Source organism: Pseudomonas sp. WC2, from assembly GCF_050586545.1.
GTDB lineage: Bacteria > Pseudomonadota > Gammaproteobacteria > Pseudomonadales > Pseudomonadaceae > Aquipseudomonas.
Genome location: NZ_JBOBDR010000010.1, coordinates 92,731 through 115,108, shown reverse-complemented (window position 1 = coordinate 115,108; position 22,378 = coordinate 92,731). Strand labels below are relative to the sequence as shown.

Genomic DNA, 22,378 nt, shown 5'->3' with positions numbered 1-22,378 from the left:
AGTTTGAGAAATATATAAGTAAATCAGTCACTTAAAATGAATATTCAAGCCTTTTCAACAAAACCGTACACAGGTTATCCACAAAATCTCAGACAGCGATCTGATCATTTGACGCTGGCGCTTGTGGGGCCGGTGGCAGCGAGCCCATTTCGCGTTGAGTCTTCTCGTTCCAGGCTTGCACCCGATCGTTCAACTCGGCAATGGCGCGAGGCCCAGTCCCTTCGGCGTACATCGGTTCACCGATGACTACGGTGATCACTCCGGACTTTTTGCCCCAGCCAACTTTCGGCCAGAACTTGCCGGCATTGTGTGCAATCGGCAGTACCGGAAGCGCCGCATTCACCGCCAAAGCGCTGCCACTGCGGGAGAACTTGCCGACAGTGCCGAAAGGAACGCGTGTGCCCTCCGGGAAGATCAGCACCCAGACATTGTCCTTGAGCAGTTCGTCACCCTTGGCCGCGACTTGTTTCAGCGCCGCTTTCGGGTTGTCGCGATCGATCGCGATCGGCCGCAGCATGGCCATGGCCCAGCCGAAGAACGGCACGAACAACAATTCACGCTTGAGCACCTGGCTCAAAGGCGAGAAATAAGCGGAGAGAAAGAACGTCTCCCAAGTGCTCTGGTGGTTCGATTGAATCACGCAGGGCCGGTCAGGCACGTTTTCCGCGCCTTTGATTTCGTAACGGATACCGAGGAACACCTTGGTCAACCACAAGGCGCAACGGCACCAGTACACGTTGATGAAACGATAACGCGCCTTGAACGGCAGAAACGGCGCGATAAAAAAACTCAAGCTGCACCACAGCAGGGAAGTGGTGCCCAGCAGCAGGTAAAAGAGAAAAATTCTGATGGCCCGCAGTATCGACATAGTGACGTTTACCGTGACGGGGCAATGCCCGAGTGTTCAAGCGCACTCCCGATCAATCCCTGGTCAGGAATTCAGAAGTACTCTAGTTGTGGATAAGTTCTGCGGCAATCGCCGCCAGATCGTCAAAAATCAGAGTGCCAACCGGCAGGGTTTTGCCCTGAGTCTTTGCGCCTTTTCCGGTCTTTACCAAAACTGGCTGTGAATCGACGGCTTTGGCGGCCTCCAGGTCACCAAGGCTGTCGCCGACGAACCAGACATTGTTAAGTTCGACGTCGTAATGCGCCGCGATGGTTTTCAACATCCCCGGTTTCGGCTTGCGGCACTCGCAACCCTCGTCCGGCCCATGCGGGCAATACACGATCAGCCCGACTTCACCGCCCTGCTCCGCCACCAGTTCGCGCAGGCGCGCGTGCATGGCGTCGAGGGTGGCGAGGTCGTAATAGCCGCGAGCAATGCCCGACTGGTTGGTGGCCACCGCCACCGTCCAGCCGGCCTTGCTCAACTGCGCAATCGCTTCGATCGAGCCGGGTAACGGAACCCACTCCGCCACTGACTTGATGTAAGCGTCGGAGTCGTAATTGATCACTCCGTCCCGATCGAGAATCAGCAGTTTCAACAGCAATCCCTCAACCCAGCAGCGAAATGTCGGCAACACCGAGGAACAGGCCACGCAGACGCGCCAGCAGCGCGTAACGGTTGGCCCGCACATTGGCATCGTCGGCATTGACCATCACCGCGTCGAAGAACGCATCCACCGGCTCACGCAATGCAGCCAAGCGTGCCAGCGATTCGTTGTACTGACGCGCCGCAGCCATCGGCTGTACAGCCTGATCCGCTTGCTGGATCGCCGAGTACAGCGAGAATTCGTTGGCGTTGTCGAAGTACTTGGCTTGCACCTCGGTCGGCACCGAACCTTCGACTTTGCTCAACAGGTTCGACACGCGCTTGTTCACCGCCGCCAGCGCTGCCGCTTCCGGCAGTTTGCGGAAGGCCTGAACCGCTTGCACACGCTGATCGAAGTCCAGCGCCGAACCCGGCTTCAGGGCACGTACCGACAGGTAAGTGGCCACTTCAACGCCTTCGTCTTCGTAACGCGCACGCAGACGGTCGAAGATGAATTCCAGCACCGCTTCGTTGAGGCCGGCAGCCTTGACCTTGGCACCGAACGCGTTCACCGCGAAAGCCACGGCGTCGTTCAGGTCCAGATCGAGTTTTTTCTCGATCAGGATGCGCAGCACACCGAGTGCCGCACGGCGCAGGGCATACGGGTCTTTGCTACCGGTTGGCAGCATGCCGATACCGAAGATACCGACCAGGGTGTCGAGCTTGTCAGCGATCGCAACGGCGGCACCGGTCAGGGTCGCCGGCAGTTCTGCACCGGCACCGCGTGGCATGTACTGCTCGTTCAGCGCCAGCGCGACGTCTTCCGGCTCACCGTCATTGAGGGCGTAGTAGTAACCGGCGACACCTTGCATCTCCGGGAACTCGCCGACCATTTCGGTGGCCAGGTCGCACTTCGACAGCAGGCCTGCACGGGCAGCCCACGAGGCATTGCCGCCAATGCGTGCGGCAATGTACGCAGCCAGTTTCGATACGCGTTCGGCCTTGTCGTAGACGCTGCCGAGTTTTTCCTGGAACACCACGTTCTGCAGGCGCAGGTTGAAGTCTTCGAGTTTCTGCTTCTTGTCTTGCTTGAAGAAGAACTCGGCGTCGGTCAGGCGTGGGCGAACCACTTTCTCGTTACCGGCGATGATCTGCTGCGGGTCTTTGCTTTCGATGTTGGCCACAGTGATGAACCGTGGCAGCAACTTGCCGTCGGCATCCAGCAGGCAGAAGTACTTCTGGTTGTCCTGCATGGTGGTGATCAGCGCTTCTTGCGGCACGTCGAGGAAGCGTTCCTCGAACGAGCACACCAGCGGCACCGGCCATTCAACCAGCGCAGTCACTTCGTCGAGAAGCGCCGGCGGCACGATGGCCGTGCCTTCCTGACGGGTGGCCAGCTCCTCGGTGCGCTTGCTGATGATCTCGCGACGTTCGTTGGCATCGGCCAATACATAAGCGGCACGCAGGTCAGCCAGGTAGCTCGACGGCGAACCGATGCGCACGCTTTGCGGGTGATGGAAGCGGTGACCACGGGAATCACGGCCAGCCTTCTGCGCGAGGATGGTGCAGTCGATGACCTGGTCACCGAGCAGCATCACCAGCCACTGGGTCGGACGCACGAACTCTTCCTTGCGCGCACCCCAACGCATGCGTTTCGGGATTGGCAGGTCGTTCAGCGAATCTTCGACGATGGTCGGCAGCAGGCTCGCGGTCGGCTTGCCGGCGATGCTCTGGCTGTAGCGCAGTTTCGGGCCGCTCTGATCGATTTCGCTTATATCGACGCCGCACTTCTTGGCAAAGCCCAGAGCTGCTTGCGTAGGATTGCCTTCAGCGTCGAACGCCGCCTGACGTGGCGGGCCGTCGAGGTTGATGCTGCGATCCGGTTGCTGGGTGGCCAGCGCGGTGATCAGCACAGCCAGACGACGCGGCGCGGCGTAGACGGTTTTAGTCTCGTAGCTCAAGCCAGCGGCTTGCAGGCCCTTGTCGATACCGGCGAGGAACGCCTCAGCCAAGGTGTTCAGGGCTTTCGGTGGCAGTTCTTCGGTGCCCAGTTCAACCAGAAAATCTTGCGCACTCATTGTGCAGCCTCCAGCTTGGCCAGTACTTCGTCACGCAGGTCCGGGGTCGCCATCGGGAAGCCCAGCTTGGCGCGCGCCAGCAGGTAGGCTTGCGCAACGGAACGCGCCAAGGTGCGTACGCGCAAAATGTATTGCTGACGCGCGGTCACCGAGATCGCCCGGCGCGCATCCAGCAGGTTGAAGGTGTGCGACGCCTTCAGCACCATTTCGTAGCTCGGCAACGGCAGCGGCTGGTCGAGTTCGATCAGGCGCTTGGCTTCGCTTTCATAGAAGTCGAACAATTCGAACAGTTTGTCGACGTTGGCGTGTTCGAAGTTGTAAGTGGACTGCTCCACTTCGTTCTGGTGGAACACGTCGCCGTAGGTGACTTTGCCCATCGGGCCGTCAGCCCAGACCAGGTCGTAGACCGAGTCCACGCCTTGCAGGTACATGGCCAGACGCTCAAGACCGTAAGTGATCTCGCCGGTCACCGGGTAGCATTCGATGCCGCCCGCCTGCTGGAAGTAAGTGAACTGGGTCACTTCCATACCGTTCAGCCAGACTTCCCAGCCCAGACCCCAGGCGCCGAGGGTCGGCGATTCCCAGTTGTCTTCGACGAAGCGGATGTCGTGGACCAGCGGGTCCAGGCCGACATGCTTGAGCGAGCCCAGGTACAGTTCCTGGAAGTTGTCCGGGTTCGGCTTGAGCACGACCTGGAACTGATAGTAGTGCTGCAGACGGTTCGGGTTTTCGCCGTAACGGCCGTCAGTCGGACGGCGGCTTGGCTGCACGTAAGCGGCGTTCCAGGTTTCCGGGCCGATGGCACGGAGGAAGGTCGCGGTGTGGAAAGTGCCGGCGCCTACTTCCATATCGTAGGGCTGAAGTACCACGCAACCTTGCTCGGCCCAGTATTGCTGGAGCGCGAGGATCAAGTCTTGGAAGGTACGCACGGCTGGCGTAGGCTGGCTCACGAAATTCACCTGTTTCTTGGGCTGCGATTTAAAGAGCGGGAGTATACCCGATTCATTGCTGCGCACGCCCCCTGGAGCCTTATGCCACGCTGCTTTTGGTGTACCGAAGATCCGCTGTACATGGCTTATCACGACCAGGAGTGGGGCACGCCGCTACGCGATGCGCAGGGTTTGTTCGAGTTGCTTTTGCTCGAAGGGTTCCAGGCCGGGCTGTCCTGGATCACCGTGCTGCGCAAACGCGAGCGTTATCGCGAGGTGTTGTTCGGCTTTGACGTACAGCGCGTGGCGCAGATGAGCGACGCCGAAATCGACGAATTGATGCTCGATCCGGGGATCATCCGCAACCGCCTTAAACTCAACGCCGCCCGCCGCAATGCCCAGGCCTGGCTGGCGCTGGAGGATCCGGTGGCGTTCCTCTGGTCGTTCGTCAACGACCAACCGATCATCAATCATTTCAAGGATCGCAGCGAAGTCCCGGCGATCACCCCCGAAGCGCTGGCGATGAGCAAAGCCCTGAAAAAGGCCGGGTTCACGTTCGTCGGACCGACCATCTGCTACGCGCTGATGCAGGCCTCGGGCATGGTCATGGACCACACCCAGGACTGCGACCGCTACGCGCAGCTCGTCAACGGCGGTTAGAATGGCCGCCTCGCGCACCGCACAAGATCAGGAGTGACCTGTGGAAAAGTTTAAAGGCGCCTTGCTGGTAGGCGCTCTGCGGCTGTTTGCCTTGCTGCCATGGCGGGCCGTGCAGGCCGTGGGTTCGGCGATCGGCTGGATCATGTGGAAAACCCCTAACCGCTCCCGCGACGTGGTGCGGATCAACCTCGCCAAATGTTTTCCACAGATGGATCCGGCCGAGCGTGAGCGTCTGGTCGGGCAGAGCCTGAAAGACATCGGCAAGTCGCTGACCGAAAGCGCCTGCGCGTGGATCTGGCCGGCGCAGCGTTCGATCGATCTGGTGCGCGAAGTCGAAGGCCTCGACGTGCTGAAAGACGCTTTGGCCTCGGGCAAAGGCGTGGTCGGCATCACCAGCCACCTCGGCAACTGGGAAGTGCTCAACCACTTCTATTGCAGCCAGTGCAAACCGATCATTTTCTATCGCCCGCCAAAGCTTAAAGCTGTGGACGAATTGCTGCGCAAACAGCGCGTGCAACTGGGCAACAAGGTCGCCGCCTCCACCAAGGAAGGCATCCTCAGCGTGATCAAGGAAGTGCGCAAAGGTGGTGCAGTGGGCATTCCCGCTGACCCGGAACCGGCCGAATCCGCCGGGATCTTCGTGCCGTTCTTTGCCACTCAAGCGCTGACCAGCAAATTCGTGCCGAACATGCTCGCCGGCGGCAAAGCCGTCGGCGTGTTCCTGCATGCGCTGCGCCTGCCCGACGGTTCTGGCTACAAAGTCATCCTCGAAGCGGCACCCGAAGCCATGTACAGCACCGATACTGCCGAATCCTGCGCAGCGATGAGCAAAGTCGTCGAGCGTTATGTCGCGGCGTATCCGAGCCAATACATGTGGAGCATGAAACGCTTCAAAAAGCGTCCGCCGGGCGAAGAGCGCTGGTATTGAGCTGATTGGCATGATCTGTGGATAACCTCATTGGCGAGGTTATCCACAACCGTTCATCAAAGGGCGCAAGAAGATGTCCGAACAACGCAAATCCTTCCGCATCAAGATCACCCACGACAGCTTTGGCGAATGCCTGGGGCAGACGCGTAATCTGTCGCCCACCGGGGTTTTTGTGCAGCATCCGGTTTTGGCTTCTTTGCACAAAGGCGCAGTGGTTTACGGCCAAGTGCAGGATTTACCCACAGGCGCGCCGCGGGTACGGATGGAAGTGGTGACGGTGGATGCCGAAGGTATTGGCCTGAGGTATTTGTGAACCGTTACGGCGCCTGACGATCGAGCTTCTTCAAGAACACCGTCATTTCTTTCTCGGCCTGCTTGTCGCCATGGGCGCGGGCGGCTTCCAGACCCTGTTCCCAGGCTTGACGCGCGGCAGCATGATCGCCCAGCGCCAGATGCGCCTTGCCCAAGAGTTTCCACGCTGCTGAATACTTTGGATCGAAACCGACACAGCGCTGGAAGTGTTCGGCGGCTATGGCGTTTTCGCCAAGATCCAGATAGCCCTTGCCCAGGCCGAAGCGCAGCAATGAGTTATCCACACCCTTGGCGAGCATTTTTTCCAGGGATTCGAGCATTTTTTGCACCCTCGCTTCAGTCTGATCGTTCCCACGCTCTGCGTGGGAATGCCTCAATGGACGCTCTGCGTCCGCTCTTGGGACGCGGAGCGTCCCGGGCTGCATTCCCACGCGGAGCGTGGGAACGATCAACCTCAGAAAAAGCTCAACCCCACATGAAACAGCTTCTCCACATCGCGAATATGCTTTTTATCCACAAGGAACAGAATCACATGGTCGCCCGCTTCGATCACCGTGTGGTCGTGGGCGATGATCACTTGTTCGTTGCGGATCACCGCGCCAATGGTGGTACCCGGCGGCAAGCCGATTTTCTCGATCGGTTTGCCGATGACCTTGCTCGACTTCGCATCACCGTGGGCAATCGCCTCGATGGCCTCCGCCGCACCGCGCCGCAGTGAGTGCACGCTGACGATATCGCCACGGCGCACGTGGGCCAGCAGCGTACCGATGGTCGCCAGTTGCGGGCTGATGGCGATGTCGATGTCACCGCCTTGGATCAAGTCCACGTAGGCCGGGTTGTTGATGATCGTCATGACTTTCTTCGCACCCAGCCGTTTCGCCAGCAGCGACGACATGATATTGGCTTCGTCATCGTTGGTCAGGGCGAGGAAAATGTCGGCGTCGGCGATGTTCTCTTCCAGCAGCAGATCACGGTCGGACGCACTGCCCTGCAACACCACGGTGCTGTCGAGGGTGTCGGAGAGATAGCGGCAACGCGCCGGATTCATCTCGATGATCTTCACCTGATAACGGCTTTCGATGGCCTCGGCCAGTCGCTCGCCGATTTGCCCGCCGCCCGCAATGACGATGCGCTTGTAGGTTTCGTCGAGACGGCGCATTTCGCTCATCACCGCGCGAATATTCTCACGGGCGGCGATGAAGAAGACTTCGTCGTCGGCCTCGATCACCGTGTCGCCCTGGGGCAGGATCGGCCGGTCGCGGCGAAAAATCGCGGCCACGCGGGTTTCGACATTCGGCATGTGTTCGCGCAACTGACGCAGTTGCTGACCGACCAACGGCCCACCGTAATAGGCGCGCACCGCCACCAGTTGCGCCGCGCCTTCGGCGAAGTCGATCACCTGCAACGCGCCCGGATGCTGGATCAGGCGCTTGATGTAGTTGGTCACCACTTGCTCGGGGCTGATCAGCACGTCGACCGGAATCGCTTCGTTCTGGAACAGTTGCTCCTCGCGATGGAGGTAGGACGCTTCGCGCACCCGGGCGATCTTGGTAGGGGTGTGGAACAGCGTGTGGGCGACCTGGCAGGCGACCATGTTGGTCTCGTCGCTGTTGGTCACCGCGACGAGCATATCGGCGTCGTCGGCGCCGGCCTGACGCAGCACCGACGGCAGCGAGCCACGGCCCTGCACGGTGCGGATGTCGAGACGGTCGCCGAGGTCACGCAGGCGTTCGCCGTCGGTGTCGACCACCGTGATGTCGTTGGCCTCGCTGGCCAAATGCTCGGCCAGCGAACCGCCGACCTGTCCCGCACCGAGGATGATGATTTTCATCCAGTCACTCCGTTGAATCCGTTTAGCCGCGCGCGGCAGCGATCTTGATCAGCTTGGCGTAGTAGAACCCGTCATGCCCGCCCTGCTGGGCCAGCAATTGGCGACCATGGGGCTGTTTGATCCCGGCACTGGTCGCCAGATCCAGCTCGCGGGCACCGGGGGTGCGCTCAAGGAACGCGGCGATGACTTCGGTGTTCTCGGTCGGCAGGGTCGAGCAGGTCGCGTACAGCAGGATGCCGCCGACTTCGAGGGTTTTCCACATCGCGTCGAGCAGCTCGCCTTGCAGTTGCGCGAGGGCGACGATGTCGTCCGGCTGACGGGTCAGTTTGATGTCCGGATGGCGACGGATCACCCCGGTGGCCGAGCACGGTGCGTCGAGGAGGATGCGCTGGAACGATTTGCCGTCCCACCATTTCTCGATATCGCGACCATCAGCGGCGATCAGTTCAGCGTCGAGCCCGAGGCGCTCAAGGTTTTCCTTAACGCGCACCAGTCGTTTGGCTTCCAGATCCACCGCTACTACGCCGGCCAGCGCCGGTTCGGCTTCGAGGATGTGGCAAGTCTTGCCGCCGGGGGCGCAGCAGGCGTCGAGCACGCGTTGGCCCGGCGCCAGATCGAGCAAGTCGGCGGCCAGTTGCGCGGCTTCGTCCTGCACGCTGATCCAGCCTTCGGCAAAACCCGGCAGGCTGCGCACGTCGGCGGCGGCCTCAAGAATGATGCCGTCGCGGCTGTACACGCACGGCGTCGCGGCAATCTCGGCCTCAGTCAGCAAGCCGAGGTAGGCGTCGCGGCTGTGATGGCGGCGGTTGACCCGCAGAATCATCGGCGGATGCGCGTTGTTCGCCTCGCAGATGGCTTCCCACTGCTCCGGCCAGAACGCCTTCAGGGATTTTTGCAGCCAGCGCGGGTGAGCGGTGCGCACCACCGGGTCACGTTCCAGCTCGGCGAAAATCGTTTCGCTCTCACGCTGGGCATTACGCAGCACCGCGTTGAGCAAACCTTTGGCCCAAGGCTTTTTCAGCTTGTCGGCGCAACCGACGGTTTCGCCGATGGCGGCGTGGGCCGGCACGCGGGTGTAGAGCAATTGGTAGAGACCGACCAGCAGCAGCGCTTCAACATCGGCGTCGGCAGCCTTGAACGGTTTCTGCAGCAGCTTTTCAGCCAGCGCCGAAAGACGTGGCTGCCAGCGCGCGGTGCCGAACGCCAGGTCCTGAGTGAAACCGCGATCGCGATCCTCGACCTTGTCCAGTTGCGTCGGCAGGGAGCTGTTCAGCGAGGCTTTGCCGCTGAGCACGGCGGCGAGTGCCTTGGCGGCGGCCAGACGCGGATTCATTGCGCGTCCACCGCTGCGCCAAGCACCGTGCCGACGGCGAATTTCTCGCGACGGCTGTTGAACAGATCGCTGAAGTTCAGCGCTTTGCCGCCGGGCAGTTGCAGGCGAGTCAGGCACAGCGCTTGTTCGCCGCACGCGACGACCAGGCCGTCCTTGCTGGCGCTGAGGATCGTGCCCGGCGCGCCGTGGCCTTCGGCGAGTGTCGCGGCCAGCACTTTCAGCGCTTCACCGTTAAGGGTGCTGTGGGTGATCGGCCATGGATTGAAGGCGCGCACCAGACGCTCCAGTTCAACCGCCGGACGGCTCCAGTCGATGCGTGCTTCGTCTTTGTTCAGTTTGTGCGCGTAAGTGGCGAGCTCGTCGTTCTGCACTTCGCCTTCCAGCGTGCCAGCGGCCAGACCGGCAATCGCTTGCACCACGGCTGGCGGGCCCATTTCGGCGAGGCGATCGTGCAGGCTGCCGCCGGTGTCTTCAGCGCTGATCGGGGTGACGACTTTGAGCAGCATCGGTCCGGTGTCGAGGCCGGCTTCCATGCGCATCACGGTCACGCCGCTTTCCGCGTCACCGTGTTCCACGGCGCGTTGAATTGGCGCCGCTCCGCGCCAGCGTGGCAGCAACGAGGCGTGGCTGTTGATGCAGCCCAGACGCGGAATATCCAGCACCACTTGCGGCAGGATCAGGCCATAGGCGACCACCACCAGCAAATCCGGCTTCAGAGCGGCCAGTTCAGCTTGCGCGTCAGGGTTGCGCAACGTCGGCGGCTGCAACACCTGGATATTATTTTCCAACGCTAACTGTTTGACCGGGCTCGGCATCAGTTTTTGCCCGCGACCGGCCGGACGATCCGGTTGGGTGTAGACCGCAACGATCTCGTAAGGGCTGCTCAACAGGGCCTTGAGGTGTTCGGCGGCGAATTCCGGGGTGCCGGCAAAAACGATGCGCAGTGGCTCAGTCATGAAGGGAGTCTCATAAAAAGAAAAAGGCTTGCCGCAGCAAGCCTTTGAAGAGGGGCATCAAGCGTTCTGGCGGTGCTGCTTTTCCAGTTTCTTCTTGATCCGGTCGCGTTTGAGCGTGGACAGGTAATCGACGAACAATTTGCCGTTGAGGTGGTCGCATTCGTGCTGGATGCACACCGCGAGCAGGCCTTCGGCGATCAGCTCATAGGGCTTGCCGTCGCGGTCCAGCGCTTTGATCTTGACCTTCTGCGGGCGGTCGACGTTTTCGTAGAAACCCGGTACCGACAGGCAGCCTTCCTGGTATTGATCCATTTCGTCGGTCAGCGATTCGAACTCAGGGTTGATGAACACCCGTGGCTCGGTGCGGTCTTCGGAAAGGTCCATCACGACGATACGTTTGTGCACGTTGACCTGGGTCGCGGCAAGGCCGATGCCCGGCGCTTCATACATTGTTTCAAACATGTCATCGACCAACTGACGCACTTCGTCGTCCACTACAGCCACAGGCTTGGCGATAGTGCGCAGACGCGGGTCCGGGAATTCGAGGATGTTTAAAATGGCCATAGGCTTTGATTGCTGCACACGTTGAGTAAAGTCGGGCGATGGCCTGGCAGGTCCGAAGATGCAGGCTACCGTTGTGAAGCGTAGCTTGTGCATTTTGCACAAGCGAGCCACGGGGGCTCTGACGGTTCACGCGAATGCACATGATAAAGGGATTCACTGCATGAGGAAAACACTACTCGCCCTGCTGCTGTTGGCTTCGGCTGGCGTGGCGCAAGGGCAAGTGCAACTCAGGGACGATTTTCCACAGCAATACACGGTGGTTTCGGGGGACACACTCTGGGACATATCCGGCAAATACCTGCGCGAGCCCTGGCAGTGGCCGCAACTGTGGCGGGCCAATCCGCAGATCGAAAACCCCAATCTGATCTACCCCGGCGACACGCTGACCCTCAGCTACGTCAACGGCCAGCCCCAACTGATGCTCAATCGCGGCGCGTCGCGGGGCACCATCAAGCTCTCGCCACGGATCCGCACCAGCCCGGTGGCCGAGGCGATTCCGAGCATTCCGCTGAAATCGATCAACAGTTTTCTGCTGAGCAACCGCATCGTCGACAAGGCCGAAGACTTCGACAAGGCGCCGTATATCGTCGCCGGCGATGCCGAGCGCGTCCTCAGCGGCACCGGTGACCGCATCTTCGCGCGCGGCCATTTCGACCCGAATCAACCGGTCTACGGCATCTTCCGTCAGGGCAAGGTTTACACCGATCCGGAGACCAAGGAGTTTCTCGGGATCAACGCCGACGACATCGGCGGCGGTGAAATTGTCGCGACCGAAGGCGACGTCGCCACCCTCGCCCTGCAACGCACCACCCAGGAAGTGCGCCTCGGCGATCGCTTGTTCAGTGGCGAAGAGCGTTCGATCAACTCGACCTTCATGCCCAGCGCACCGACCAGCAAGATCAACGGCGTGATCATCGACGTGCCGCGCGGTGTCACGCAGATTGGGGTGATGGACGTGGTCACCTTGAACAAGGGCAAACGCGATGGTCTGGCTGAAGGCAACGTGCTGGTGGTGATGAAAACCGGCGAAACCGTGCGCGACCGCGTCACCGGCCAGCCATTGAAGATTCCCGATGAACGCGCCGGTTTGCTGATGGTGTTCCGCACCTACGACAAACTCAGTTACGGCCTCGTTCTTAACGCCTCACGCTCGCTGGCGGTGCTCGACAAGGTGCGAAATCCGTAAGCAAGCTTCACAAGTTACCAACAGAGTTATCCACAGCTTGTTCCGAATGGTTCGGGGCTTATAACGGTCAAGGATGATCCATGATGATGTCTGCCTGTACGCCGGTATCCCCGGCAGAACTGGAAGCGCGCCTGCGCCTGCACCGCCTGCCAGAAATCGGCCCGAAACGTTTTACCAAATTGCTCGAAGCCTTTGGCTCGGCGTCAAAAGCCATCAGCGCGCCGGCCAGTGCCTGGCGTTCGCTGGGGATTCCAGCGTCGAGTGCCGACGCGCGCCGATGCCCTGAAGTGCGCGATGGCGCCAGCCACGCAATGCGCTGGCTAGAGCGTCCGGATCAACATTTGCTGATGTGGGATCAGCCGGATTACCCGGCACTGCTGGCGCAGATTCCCGATCCGCCGCCGTTGCTGTTTGTCGCTGGCGATCCGCTGATTCTGGAAAATCCACAACTGGCGATGGTCGGTAGCCGCCGTGCATCGCGTCCGGGCATGGACACGGCGAGCGCGTTTTCCCGCAGCCTGGCCGGAGCGGGTTTTGTGATTAACAGTGGTTTGGCGCTGGGCATTGATGCCGCCGCGCATCAAGCCGCGCTGGACGTTGGCGGCTTGACTGTCGGTGTGCTGGGCACCGGGCTGGAAAACTTTTATCCACAGCGCAATCGGCGCTTGGCAGACGCGATGATCGCGTCGGGCAGCGCGGTGGTTTCAGAGTTTCCGCTGGATGCCGGGCCGACGCCGAGCAACTTCCCCCGGCGCAACCGGATCATCAGCGGTTTGTCTCTCGGCGTGCTGGTGGTCGAGGCCAGTGTCGCCAGTGGTTCATTGATTACCGCACGGCTGGCGGCGGAACAGGGGCGCGAGGTTTACGCGATTCCTGGCTCGATCCATCATCCCGGCGCGCGCGGTTGTCATCAGTTGATTCGCGACGGCGCGGTGTTGGTAGAAACCATCGAACACATCCTCGAAGCGCTGCGCGGCTGGCAGCATTTACCTTTTTCCACAGACACGGCAAAAACCGATCATCCCTTGCTGGCCCTGCTCCACGCCGCGCCGCATAGCAGCGAAGGCTTGGCCGACAGCAGCGGTTGGGCGTTGCCAAAAGTATTGGCCGCCCTGACCGAACTGGAAATGGACGGCCGGGCGGTGTGCGAAAACGGTCGCTGGTTGGCCAGGACGCGCTAGGTTTTACAAGGAAGATCGGTAAACTGCGCGAAACCTGTTTGTGGAGAGTTTTTTCATGGTCAACAGTTGGCGTGTGCAACAAGCCGCACGAGAAATTCGCGCCGGAGCGGTGATTGCCTATCCAACCGAAGCCGTCTGGGGGCTGGGTTGCGACCCGTGGAACGAAGAAGCGGTTGATCGACTGCTGGCGATCAAGAATCGCTCGGTGGTCAAAGGGCTGATTCTGGTCGCCGACAATATTCGCCAGTTCGACTTCCTGTTCGAAGACTTCCCGCAAGAGTGGCTCGACCGCATGGCCAGCACCTGGCCGGGGCCGAACACCTGGCTGGTGCCGCATCAGGGCTTGTTGCCGGAATGGGTCACTGGCATGCACGACACCGTGGCGCTGCGCGTCAGCGATCATCCGCAGGTGCGTGATCTGTGCTCGATGGTCGGGCCGCTGATTTCGACCTCGGCCAACCCGCAAGGACGTCCGGCAGCACGCACGCGGTTGCGCGTCGAGCAGTATTTCCGCGGGCAGATTGATCTGGTGCTGGGCGGGGAATTGGGTGGGCGCAAAAATCCTAGCCTGATTCGTGATTTGGCTACCGGAAATGTCGTGCGCCCGGCTTAGAACCGAGTTGCTCCCATCGCGAGCAGGCTCACTCCTACATTTGGAATGCGTTCCCTTGTAGGAGTGAGCCTGCTCGCGATGGGGCCGGTCAAGGCAACAGAATGGTCGAACCTGTGGTGCGTCGCGCCGACAACTCGGTCTGCGCCTTCGCCGCCTCAGCCAACGAATAGCGCTGGCTGATATCCACCTTCAACTTGCCGCTGATGATCATCTCGAACAGCTCATCGGCCATCCGCTGCAGGTTCTCGGCATTGTTGGCATAAGTCGCCAGGGTCGGCCGGGTGACGTACAGCGAGCCTTTCGCCGAGAGAATCCCCAGATTCACCCCGTCCACCGCGCCTGACGCGTTACCAAAACTCACCACCAGACCGCGCGGCGAAACGCTGTCCAGCGACGTCAGCCACGTGTCTTTACCAACACCGTCGTAAACCACGGGGACTTTCTTGCCGTCAGTCAGCGCCAGTACACGCTCGGCAACGTTTTCGTGGCTGTAATCGATGGTCGCCCAAGCGCCGTTGGCCTTGGCCAGTTCAGCCTTCTCTTTCGAGCTGACGGTGCCGATCAACTTCACGCCCAAGGCCTTGGCCCATTGGCAGGCCAGCGACCCGACGCCACCGGCCGCGGCGTGGAACAGAATGGTTTCGCCACCTTTCAGCTCATAGGTCTGGCGCAGCAGGTACTGCACGGTGAGGCCCTTGAGCATCACGCCGGCAGCGGTTTCGAAACTGATTTCATCCGGCAGGTGCACCAGATTCGCCTCGGGCAGCACATGCTGTTCGCTGTAAGCGCCCAAAGGGCCGCTGCCGTAGGCCACGCGATCACCGACCTTGAAGCGGGTCACGCCGCTGCCGACTGCATCGACCACGCCGGCACCTTCGGCACCGAGGCCGGATGGCAGGGCCGGCGGCGCGTACAGACCGCTGCGGAAATAGGTGTCGATGAAGTTCAGGCCGATCGCCTTGTTGGCCACGCGCACTTGATTGGGGCCCGGCGCGGCGGGTTCGTAGTCAACATATTCGAGCACTTCGGGGCCGCCGTGGGCGCGGAACTGGATACGCTTTGCCATCTGCCTGCTCTCCTTGGGTCTTTCGTGAGCCCCCTATCCAACTCCCATGCTTGATCTTCGTCAACTGCGGCGCGTTAGTCTGCGGTGGTATGCTACGCGCCCATTTGCGTCGCCCGCCTGCGGGGCGCCGCCCGATTCAAGGTGAAGCCATGACGACCCGCACCGACGCCGTAAAGGCCTATCTGCTCGACCTGCAAGACCGCATCTGCGCCGTACTCGAACTCGAAGACGGCGGCACGCGCTTCGTCGAAGACGCCTGGACCCGGCCGGCGGGCGGTGGCGGTCGCACCCGCGTGATCGAGAACGGCACGCTGATCGAAAAGGGTGGCGTCAACTTCTCCCACGTCTTCGGCAGTGGACTGCCACCGTCGGCCAGCGCCCATCGCCCGGAATTGACCGGTCGCGGTTTCGAGGCCCTCGGCGTGTCGCTGGTGATCCATCCGCACAACCCGCATGTGCCAACGTCCCACGCCAACGTGCGTTTTTTCATCGCGGAGAAAGAAGGTGAAGAGCCGGTCTGGTGGTTCGGCGGTGGCTTCGACCTGACCCCGTATTACGGCAACGAAGAAGACTGCATCCATTGGCACCGCGTCGCCGAACAGGCCTGCGCGCCGTTCGGGCCGGATATCTATCCGCGCTACAAAGCCTGGTGCGACACCTACTTCCACATCAAGCATCGCCACGAGCCGCGCGGCATCGGCGGCCTGTTCTTCGATGACCTGAACGAGTGGGACTTCGACACCAGCTTCGCCTTCATGCGCGCCATCGGCGACGCCTACATCGATGCGTATCTGCCGATCGTGCAGCGCCGCAAGAACGATGCGTTCACCGCGCAGCAGCGTGAATTCCAGGAATTCCGCCGTGGCCGCTACGTCGAATTCAACCTGGTCTATGACCGTGGCACGCTGTTCGGCCTGCAATCGGGCGGGCGTACCGAATCGATTCTGATGTCGCTGCCGCCGCAAGTGCGCTGGGGCTACGACTGGAAAGCCGAGCCGGGTAGCGAAGAAGCGCGCCTGACCGAGTACTTCCTGCAAGACCGCGACTGGCTGGCCGAGGCCTGAGGATTTCTGATGGATCGTTACGTCGTTTTCGGTAACCCGATTGGCCATAGCAAGTCGCCGATGATTCACAAACTGTTCGCTGAGCAGACCGGTCAGAGCCTCGACTACAGCACCCTGCTGGCGCCGCTCGACGATTTTTCCGGCTGCGCCACGGCGTTTTTCCAGGAAGGTCGCGGCGCCAACGTCACCGTGCCGTTCAAGGAAGACGCCTATCGATTGGCCAACAGCCTGACTGCCCGCGCAGAACGCGCCGGCGCGGTGAACACCTTGAGCAAATTGGCCGACGGCTCGCTGCTCGGTGACAACACCGACGGCGCCGGGCTAGTGCGGGATCTGACGGTGAACGCCGGGTTCAGCCTGACCGGCAAACGCATCCTGCTGCTGGGTGCTGGCGGTGCAGTGCGTGGGGCGCTCGAACCGTTGTTGGCGGAGAACCCGGCGTCGGTGATCATCGCCAATCGCACGGTGGACAAGGCTGAGTTACTGGCCGAATTGTTCTGCGATCTGGGGCCGGTGTCGGCCAGTGGTTTCGACTGGTTACGCGAGCCGGTGGACGTGATCATCAATGCCACGTCGGCGAGCCTCACCGGCGACGTACCGCCGATTGCGCCGAGCCTGATCGAGCCGGGTAAAACACTTTGCTACGACATGATGTATGGCAAGGAACCGACCGCGTTCTGCCGCTGGGCCAGCGAGCATGGCGCGGCGGTGTCGATGGATGGGTTGGGAATGCTGGCTGAGCAAGCGGCCGAGGCGTTTTATCTGTGGCGCGGGGTGCGTCCCGATACTGCGCCAGTGCTCGCCGAACTTCGGCGCCAGCTGGCCCAATAAATAACCCTGTGGGAGCGAGCCTGCTCGCGAGTGCGGTCTGTATGACACATTAATGTTGGATGTGCCGCAGTCTTCGCGAGCAGGCTCGCTCCCACAGAATTACCTCGATCCTGGATCAATCCTCAAACCGGATCGGACATTTCTCCGGCCCCTCAAGCTTCCTCAATTCCTCCACCACCTGCGGCCGCGCCCCGCGCAGCGTCAAACTGCGATCCTGACTCAACAACCGCCGCGCCTCCTGATGCAGCATCTCCACCCCCGAATAATCGATGAAGTTGATCTGCTGCGCCTCGATCACCACCCGCGCGCCGTGCATCCGTTGCAGGCGCACTTGCAGGTAATGGCTGGCGCCGAAAAAGATCGAACCGCCGACCCGTAAAACATCGTCCTCACCGTCGCGCCAATGTTGCACGCGCGGTTGCGAGGTGCGCTTGAGGTAGAAGAACAGCGACGCCAGCACCCCGGCATAAATTGCCGTCTGCAATTCCAGCAACAACGTCGCGAGGCACGTCAGCGCCATCACCACGAACTCGGCGCGGCTGACCCGCAGCAATGAGCGAATGCCGCGATGATCGACCAAGCCCCAGGCGATCAACAGAATGCTGCCGGCCATGGAGGGAATCGGAATATGCGAAATCAGCCCGGCGCCGAAAATCGCAAACAACGCCACCCAGATCGCCGAAAAAATCCCGGCCAATGGCGAGCAAGCACCCGCCTCGTAACTTAGACCGGAACGAGTAAACGATCCCGCTGACAACGACCCGGAAAAGAATGCCCCGACAATATTCGACAAGCCTTGCGCGCGGACTTCCTGATTGGCATCGAGCAACTGCTGCGAGCGCGCCGAAATCGAGCGCGCAATCGACAGGCTGGTGACCAGCCCGAGCATGCCCACCGCCACGGCGCTCGGCAGCAGGCGCAGGATCAAATCCAGGTCCAGCGGCAACGCACTGAACGGCGGCAAGCGTCCGACGAATGCGCTGACCAGATGCACATGGCCGAACATCGCCGGCCACAGCCACACCAGCAAGCTTGCCAGCATCAACGTGATCAACAGCGTCGGCCAGCGCGGCAGCAGTTGTTTCAGCACCACGCCGACCACCACTGTGGCCACGCCAAGCACCAACGAGGGTTTATCCACAGCCCGCAGGTGTTGCAAAAGATCCATCAGACTCGCCAGCGCCGTGGCTTGCGCCGGTAGCTCCAACCCGAGCAGATTCGGCAATTGCCCGATGGCAATCACCACCGCCGCGCCGAGCGTGAACCCCAGCACCACCGAGTGCGAGACGAAATTCACCAGCGCGCCGAAGCGCAGCAGTCCAAGCAGCCACTGGAAAATCCCGGCGAGGAAGGTCAGTAACAGGATCAGCGTGATGTAATCCTGCGACGCCGGCACGGCCAACGGACTTACGCTGGCATAGAGCACGATCGAAATCGCCGCCGTCGGGCCGCAGATCAAATGCCACGATGAACCCCACAGACAGGCGATCAACACCGGAATGATTGCGGCATAGAGGCCGTATTCAGGTGGGAGACCGGCGATCAGCGCGTAGGCAATCGACTGGGGTAACGCGAGAATCGCACCGCTGAAGCCGACGATCAGATCCCGTCCGACGCTGGCGCGGGTTTGCCGCGGTAGCCAGGTGAGGAAGGGTAAGAGTGAGCGGCGACTGGGGAAGGCCATGGGTCCTCGCGGTTGAAATTTTTAGCTAGGGTATCAGCCCGTTACGCTGATCGTTCCCACGCTCCGCGTGGGAATGCAGCCCGGGACGCTCCGCGTCCCATTCAAAGCCGAACGCGGAGCGTCCGTTGAGGCATTCCCACGCGGAGCGTGGGAACGATCGGTGCGCGCTAAATCAAAGCTTCGCTTTTACTGCCGCCAACGCATCCTTCCCGTCAGCCGTCTTCACCCCATCCAGCCACTTATCCAGCACCGCCGGATTGGCCTTGATCCACGCCTTGGCTGCCTCGGCATTGGTGACCTTCTTGTTCACCACCTCAGCCATGATGCTGTTCTCCATCTCCTGGGTGAACGAAAGATTGGTCAGCAATTTACCCACATTCGGACACGCCTCGGCGTAGCCCTTGCGCGTCAGCGTGAACACGCTGCCGGTGTCGCCGAAGTATTTCTCGCCGCCCTTGAGGTAATGCATCTTCAGTTGCACATTCATTGGGTGCGGGGTCCAGCCGAGGAAGGTGACGAATTTCTGTTTCTTCACCGCGCGCGACACTTCGGCGAGCATCGCCTGTTCGCTGGACTCGATCAGCTTCCACTGGCCCATGTCGAAATCGTTCTTCTTGATGATTTCCTGCAGCGAGATATTCGCCGGCGCGCCCGAACCGATGCCGTAGATCTTCTTGTCGAATTTGTCGGCGAATTTGTTCAGGTCGGCGAAGTTATGCACACCCGCGTCCCACACGTAATCCGGCACGGCGAGGGTGAATTCGGTGCCGTCGAGGTTCTTCGCCAGTTGCGTGACATCGCCGGTGGCGACGAACTTGTCGTAGAAGCCCTGCTGCGCCGGCATCCAGTTGCCCAGGAACACATCCACCTGGCCATCCTTCAAGCCGCCAAACGTGATCGGCACCGCGAGGGTGTCGACCTTGGCTTTGTAGCCCATGCCATTCAGCAGAAACCCGGTGATGGCGTTGGTCGCGGCAATGTCGCTCCAGCCCGGGTCGGCCATTTTCACCGTGTCGCAACTTTGCTCGGCGAATGCCGACGCGCTGCTCAGGGCGAGCAGGCCAACCGTCACTACTGTGGATAACTTACGCATGGACTTCCCCTTAACATTATTGATTTTGGCAGGGTTGTGGATAACGTGCTTTGCGTTCCAGATCATCGAGGTCGATATGGTTGCGCATGTACTGCTGACTGGCGTCCACCAGCGGCTGGTGATCCCAGCTCTTCAGCTTGCCGATGGTCAGCGCGTCGGCGACAAAACGGCGGCGGCGCTGGCTGGCGAGAACTTCCCGGTGGATTGTCGCAATGTCCCACTTAGCGCGTGCCTCGGCGAGAAAATCGTCGAACAGCTGGCGATGTTGCGGCGATTGACTGAGTTCCTCCAGTTCGCGCGGATCGTTGCTTACATCGAAGAGTAGGCAAGGGTCGCTTTCACTGTAGATAAATTTGTAGGCGCCGCGCCGGATCATCATCAACGGACTGACGGTGCCTTCGGCCATGTATTCGCCGAACACTTCGTCATGCCCGCCCTGCCCTTGCAGATGTGAAACCAGCGAGCGGCCATCCAACGGCAGACCCGGTTCCAGTGAGCCGCCGGCCAGTTCAACGAAAGTCGGCAGCAGATCTGCGGTCGATACGGCAGCGCTGACGCGGCCCGAAGTGAACTGGCCCGGCGCACTGATCAACAGCGGCACACGGGCGGCCATTTCGTACCAGTGCATTTTGTACCAGAGGCCCTTCTCGCCGAGCATGTCGCCGTGGTCACCGGAGAACACGATGATGGTGTCATCGATCAGCCCGGTTTCCTCGAGGGTTTGCAGAAGTTTGCCGACGTTGGCATCGATATAGCTGCACGCGCCGAAATACGCCCGACGCGCGTCACGGATCTTATCCACAGGCAGCGGTTTATCCCACAGGTCATAAACCTTGAGCAGACGCTGCGAATGCGGGTCGAGTTCGTGTTGATCCGGGGTTGTAGGCAAAGGGATATCAGCATCGTCGTACAAATCCCAGAATGCCTTGGGAATGGTGTAAGGGTCGTGCGGGTGAGTCATCGACACCGTCAGGCAGAACGGCTGATCACCGTCCTCGCGGATGTGATCGAACAAGTATTGCTGCGCCTTGAACACCACCTCTTCGTCAAAATCGAGTTGGTTGGTGCGCACACTCGGCCCGGCCTGCAATACCGACGACATGTTGTGATACCAGGTCGGACGCACGTCCGGCTCGTCCCAGTTCACCGCCCACCCGTAATCGGCCGGATAGATGTCACTGGTCAGGCGTTCTTCGTAACCGTGCAGCTGATCCGGGCCGCAGAAATGCATCTTGCCCGACAGCGCAGTTCGGTAGCCGAGACGACGCAGGTAGTGGGCGTAGGTTGGGATATCGGCAGGGAAATCGGCGGCGTTGTCATAGGCGCCGATCTTGCTCGGCAACTGACCGCTGACTAGGGTGAAACGCGACGGCGCGCACAATGGGCTGTTGCAGTAAGCGGCGTCGAACACCACGCCTTGTTCGGCGAGGCGGGAGAGATTGGGCAGTTTGATCGGCGAAGGGCCGTAGAACGGCAACATTGGCGCGGCCATCTGATCGGCCATGATGAAAAGAATATTCTTGCGCTTCATGTGATCGCGGCATTCCATAGTGAATATTTATGCGACATTGCTGCGACCGAGCATGGAGTCCATGCTGTGTCGGGTAAAGCCCGTGTCGGGCAATGACTAGGATAAGCACCGCTTATGTATGAAGCCTTGGGTGATCTGTCCCTCGACCTGTTGCGCGCGTTCGAGGCGGCGGCGCGACATCGCAGTTTTACCGCCGCGTCGGTTGAACTCGGCACCACCCAACCGGCGATCAGTCAGCAGATCAAACGGTTGGAAGAACAACTCGGTACGCGCCTGTTTGATCGCATCTATCGCGGCATTGAACTCACCGAGGTCGGTGCGATCCTTTTCGAGCAAGTTAGCCTCGGTTTGCAGAATATCGACGCAGGATTGAGCGCAATCAGCGCACAGCAGCAACATGAGGTCCTGCAAGTCGCCACTGACTTCGCCTTCGCCGCCTATTGGCTGATGCCACGGCTGCATCGCTTCCACGAAGCCAATCCTCACGTCGACGTCAGCCTCGTCACCAGCGAGCGCAATCACAACATGCTGCGCACCGACATCGACGTGGCGATCCTGTTTGGCGATGGCCGTTTTAAACAGGGTGAAAGCCACTGGTTGTTCAGCGAAGAAGTGTTCCCGGTGTGCAGTCCGCAGTTGCTCAAGGATCGTCCGACGCCCCTGCCCGCTCCCGCGTTACTGGAGTTGCCGCTGCTGCATTTGCGCGGAGAAAACAGCAGTAACTGGTTCGACTGGAGCGGGTTGTTTCGCGAGTTGGGCATCACCACCCCGCCAGCGCCGGGGCAATTGCGTTTCGATAATTACACGCTATTGATTCAAGCGGCGATTGGCGGCCAAGGGGTGGCGATTGGCTGGCGGCACCTTGTGGATAACTTGCTGACCCAAGGTTTGTTGTGTCGTCCGATTGCTGAAACGACGCTGTCGCGGTTGGGCTATTACGTGGTGCTGCCGCAGCGCAAACGGCGCGGGGCGTTGATTCAGCAGTTTGTCGATTGGTTGATGGCGGAACAGGCGAGCAGCGCCGAATCACTCAATGGACTCGCACTGCCCTCCATCGCCGTGTAGAG

Annotated in this window: 22 protein-coding genes; 9 read left to right on the top strand and 13 right to left on the bottom strand. The window is 60.7% G+C overall.

Annotated elements, in window-relative coordinates; translation table 11 throughout:
- Window positions 1-88: 88 nt before the first annotated feature.
- The 4 genes from ACQ4OE_RS14345 to glyQ all read right to left on the bottom strand — a co-directional run bounded on the left by ACQ4OE_RS14345 (window position 89) and on the right by glyQ (window position 4,499).
- Entirely contained in the window at window positions 89-868 is a 780-nt protein-coding gene (locus ACQ4OE_RS14345; protein ID WP_122593052.1) for a lysophospholipid acyltransferase family protein, read from the bottom strand.
- 82 nt (window positions 869-950) lie between these two features.
- On the bottom strand, window positions 951-1,490 hold the full coding sequence (gmhB, locus tag ACQ4OE_RS14340; protein ID WP_430947003.1) for a D-glycero-beta-D-manno-heptose 1,7-bisphosphate 7-phosphatase: 540 nt from the start codon (window positions 1,488-1,490) through the stop codon (window positions 951-953).
- 4 nt (window positions 1,491-1,494) lie between these two features.
- A complete protein-coding gene (gene glyS / locus ACQ4OE_RS14335) occupies window positions 1,495-3,549 on the bottom strand; it encodes a glycine--tRNA ligase subunit beta (RefSeq protein ID WP_430947002.1) in 2,055 nt (684 codons plus the stop codon).
- Window positions 3,546-4,499 (bottom strand): glycine--tRNA ligase subunit alpha, encoded by a 954-nt coding sequence (gene glyQ, locus ACQ4OE_RS14330; RefSeq protein WP_025112261.1) that lies wholly within the window; start codon window positions 4,497-4,499, stop codon window positions 3,546-3,548. The genes glyS and glyQ overlap by 4 nt, the downstream gene beginning before the upstream one ends.
- 81 nt (window positions 4,500-4,580) lie before the next feature.
- Here glyQ and ACQ4OE_RS14325 point away from each other — a divergent pair, with 81 nt between their 5' ends.
- The 3 genes from ACQ4OE_RS14325 to ACQ4OE_RS14315 all read left to right on the top strand — a co-directional run bounded on the left by ACQ4OE_RS14325 (window position 4,581) and on the right by ACQ4OE_RS14315 (window position 6,379).
- Window positions 4,581-5,138, top strand: coding sequence for a DNA-3-methyladenine glycosylase I (locus ACQ4OE_RS14325; protein ID WP_102902532.1), 558 nt, complete (start codon window positions 4,581-4,583; stop codon window positions 5,136-5,138).
- A gap of 40 nt (window positions 5,139-5,178) precedes the next feature.
- On the top strand, window positions 5,179-6,066 hold the full coding sequence (locus tag ACQ4OE_RS14320) for a lysophospholipid acyltransferase (protein ID WP_008084359.1): 888 nt from the start codon (window positions 5,179-5,181) through the stop codon (window positions 6,064-6,066).
- 73 nt (window positions 6,067-6,139) lie between these two features.
- Window positions 6,140-6,379: a PilZ domain-containing protein gene (locus ACQ4OE_RS14315; RefSeq protein WP_430947001.1), complete on the top strand. Its 240-nt coding sequence runs from the start codon at window positions 6,140-6,142 to the stop codon at window positions 6,377-6,379.
- A gap of 4 nt (window positions 6,380-6,383) precedes the next feature.
- Here the strand turns inward: ACQ4OE_RS14315 and ACQ4OE_RS14310 are convergent, their stop codons facing one another.
- The 5 genes from ACQ4OE_RS14310 to def form a co-directional block, all read right to left on the bottom strand.
- Complete coding sequence (locus ACQ4OE_RS14310) at window positions 6,384-6,698, bottom strand: tetratricopeptide repeat protein (protein ID WP_430947000.1); 315 nt, start codon at window positions 6,696-6,698, stop codon at window positions 6,384-6,386.
- Window positions 6,699-6,832: 134 nt separating this feature from the next.
- Window positions 6,833-8,209, bottom strand: coding sequence for a Trk system potassium transporter TrkA (trkA, locus tag ACQ4OE_RS14305; RefSeq protein WP_122593064.1), 1,377 nt, complete (start codon window positions 8,207-8,209; stop codon window positions 6,833-6,835).
- Between the two features lie 22 nt (window positions 8,210-8,231).
- The gene (rsmB, locus tag ACQ4OE_RS14300; RefSeq protein ID WP_430946999.1) at window positions 8,232-9,542 is read right to left on the bottom strand and encodes a 16S rRNA (cytosine(967)-C(5))-methyltransferase RsmB; all 1,311 of its coding nucleotides are present in this window, start codon (window positions 9,540-9,542) and stop codon (window positions 8,232-8,234) included.
- On the bottom strand, window positions 9,539-10,498 hold the full coding sequence (gene fmt, locus ACQ4OE_RS14295; protein WP_430946998.1) for a methionyl-tRNA formyltransferase: 960 nt from the start codon (window positions 10,496-10,498) through the stop codon (window positions 9,539-9,541). The genes rsmB and fmt overlap by 4 nt, the downstream gene beginning before the upstream one ends.
- Before the next feature lie 57 nt (window positions 10,499-10,555).
- The gene (gene def, locus ACQ4OE_RS14290; protein ID WP_016984087.1) at window positions 10,556-11,062 is read right to left on the bottom strand and encodes a peptide deformylase; all 507 of its coding nucleotides are present in this window, start codon (window positions 11,060-11,062) and stop codon (window positions 10,556-10,558) included.
- A gap of 160 nt (window positions 11,063-11,222) precedes the next feature.
- On the opposite strand from def, the gene ACQ4OE_RS14285 reads away from it, so the two are divergent.
- The 3 genes from ACQ4OE_RS14285 (at window position 11,223) to ACQ4OE_RS14275 (ending at window position 14,042) form a co-directional block, all read left to right on the top strand.
- The gene (locus ACQ4OE_RS14285; RefSeq protein WP_122593069.1) at window positions 11,223-12,248 is read left to right on the top strand and encodes a LysM peptidoglycan-binding domain-containing protein; all 1,026 of its coding nucleotides are present in this window, start codon (window positions 11,223-11,225) and stop codon (window positions 12,246-12,248) included.
- 80 nt (window positions 12,249-12,328) lie between these two features.
- Entirely contained in the window at window positions 12,329-13,429 is a 1,101-nt protein-coding gene (gene dprA / locus ACQ4OE_RS14280; protein ID WP_430946997.1) for a DNA-processing protein DprA, read from the top strand.
- 55 nt (window positions 13,430-13,484) lie between these two features.
- Window positions 13,485-14,042, top strand: coding sequence for an L-threonylcarbamoyladenylate synthase (locus ACQ4OE_RS14275; RefSeq protein WP_430946996.1), 558 nt, complete (start codon window positions 13,485-13,487; stop codon window positions 14,040-14,042).
- 88 nt (window positions 14,043-14,130) lie between these two features.
- Here the strand turns inward: ACQ4OE_RS14275 and ACQ4OE_RS14270 are convergent, their stop codons facing one another.
- The gene (locus tag ACQ4OE_RS14270; protein WP_430946995.1) at window positions 14,131-15,108 is read right to left on the bottom strand and encodes an NADPH:quinone reductase; all 978 of its coding nucleotides are present in this window, start codon (window positions 15,106-15,108) and stop codon (window positions 14,131-14,133) included.
- A 149-nt stretch (window positions 15,109-15,257) separates the two neighbouring features.
- Here ACQ4OE_RS14270 and hemF point away from each other — a divergent pair, with 149 nt between their 5' ends.
- Both hemF and aroE read left to right on the top strand, forming a co-directional pair.
- Window positions 15,258-16,172 carry an oxygen-dependent coproporphyrinogen oxidase gene (gene hemF / locus ACQ4OE_RS14265; RefSeq protein WP_430946994.1) on the top strand — a complete coding sequence of 305 codons (915 nt, stop codon included), beginning with the start codon at window positions 15,258-15,260 and terminating at the stop codon, window positions 16,170-16,172.
- Window positions 16,173-16,181: 9 nt separating this feature from the next.
- The gene (gene aroE, locus ACQ4OE_RS14260; protein ID WP_430946993.1) at window positions 16,182-17,003 is read left to right on the top strand and encodes a shikimate dehydrogenase; all 822 of its coding nucleotides are present in this window, start codon (window positions 16,182-16,184) and stop codon (window positions 17,001-17,003) included.
- A 115-nt stretch (window positions 17,004-17,118) separates the two neighbouring features.
- Here the strand turns inward: aroE and ACQ4OE_RS14255 are convergent, their stop codons facing one another.
- The 3 genes from ACQ4OE_RS14255 to betC all read right to left on the bottom strand — a co-directional run bounded on the left by ACQ4OE_RS14255 (window position 17,119) and on the right by betC (window position 21,311).
- A complete protein-coding gene (locus ACQ4OE_RS14255; RefSeq protein ID WP_430946992.1) occupies window positions 17,119-18,687 on the bottom strand; it encodes a SulP family inorganic anion transporter in 1,569 nt (522 codons plus the stop codon).
- Window positions 18,688-18,859: 172 nt separating this feature from the next.
- Window positions 18,860-19,780 carry a choline ABC transporter substrate-binding protein gene (gene choX / locus ACQ4OE_RS14250; RefSeq protein ID WP_430946991.1) on the bottom strand — a complete coding sequence of 307 codons (921 nt, stop codon included), beginning with the start codon at window positions 19,778-19,780 and terminating at the stop codon, window positions 18,860-18,862.
- A 16-nt stretch (window positions 19,781-19,796) separates the two neighbouring features.
- Window positions 19,797-21,311, bottom strand: a complete 1,515-nt coding sequence (gene betC / locus ACQ4OE_RS14245; RefSeq protein WP_430946990.1) for a choline-sulfatase — start codon at window positions 21,309-21,311, stop codon at window positions 19,797-19,799.
- 114 nt (window positions 21,312-21,425) lie between these two features.
- Between betC and ACQ4OE_RS14240 the strand changes: the two genes are divergently transcribed.
- Window positions 21,426-22,376: a choline sulfate utilization transcriptional regulator gene (locus ACQ4OE_RS14240; protein ID WP_122593088.1), complete on the top strand. Its 951-nt coding sequence runs from the start codon at window positions 21,426-21,428 to the stop codon at window positions 22,374-22,376.
- Window positions 22,377-22,378 lie beyond the last annotated feature (2 nt).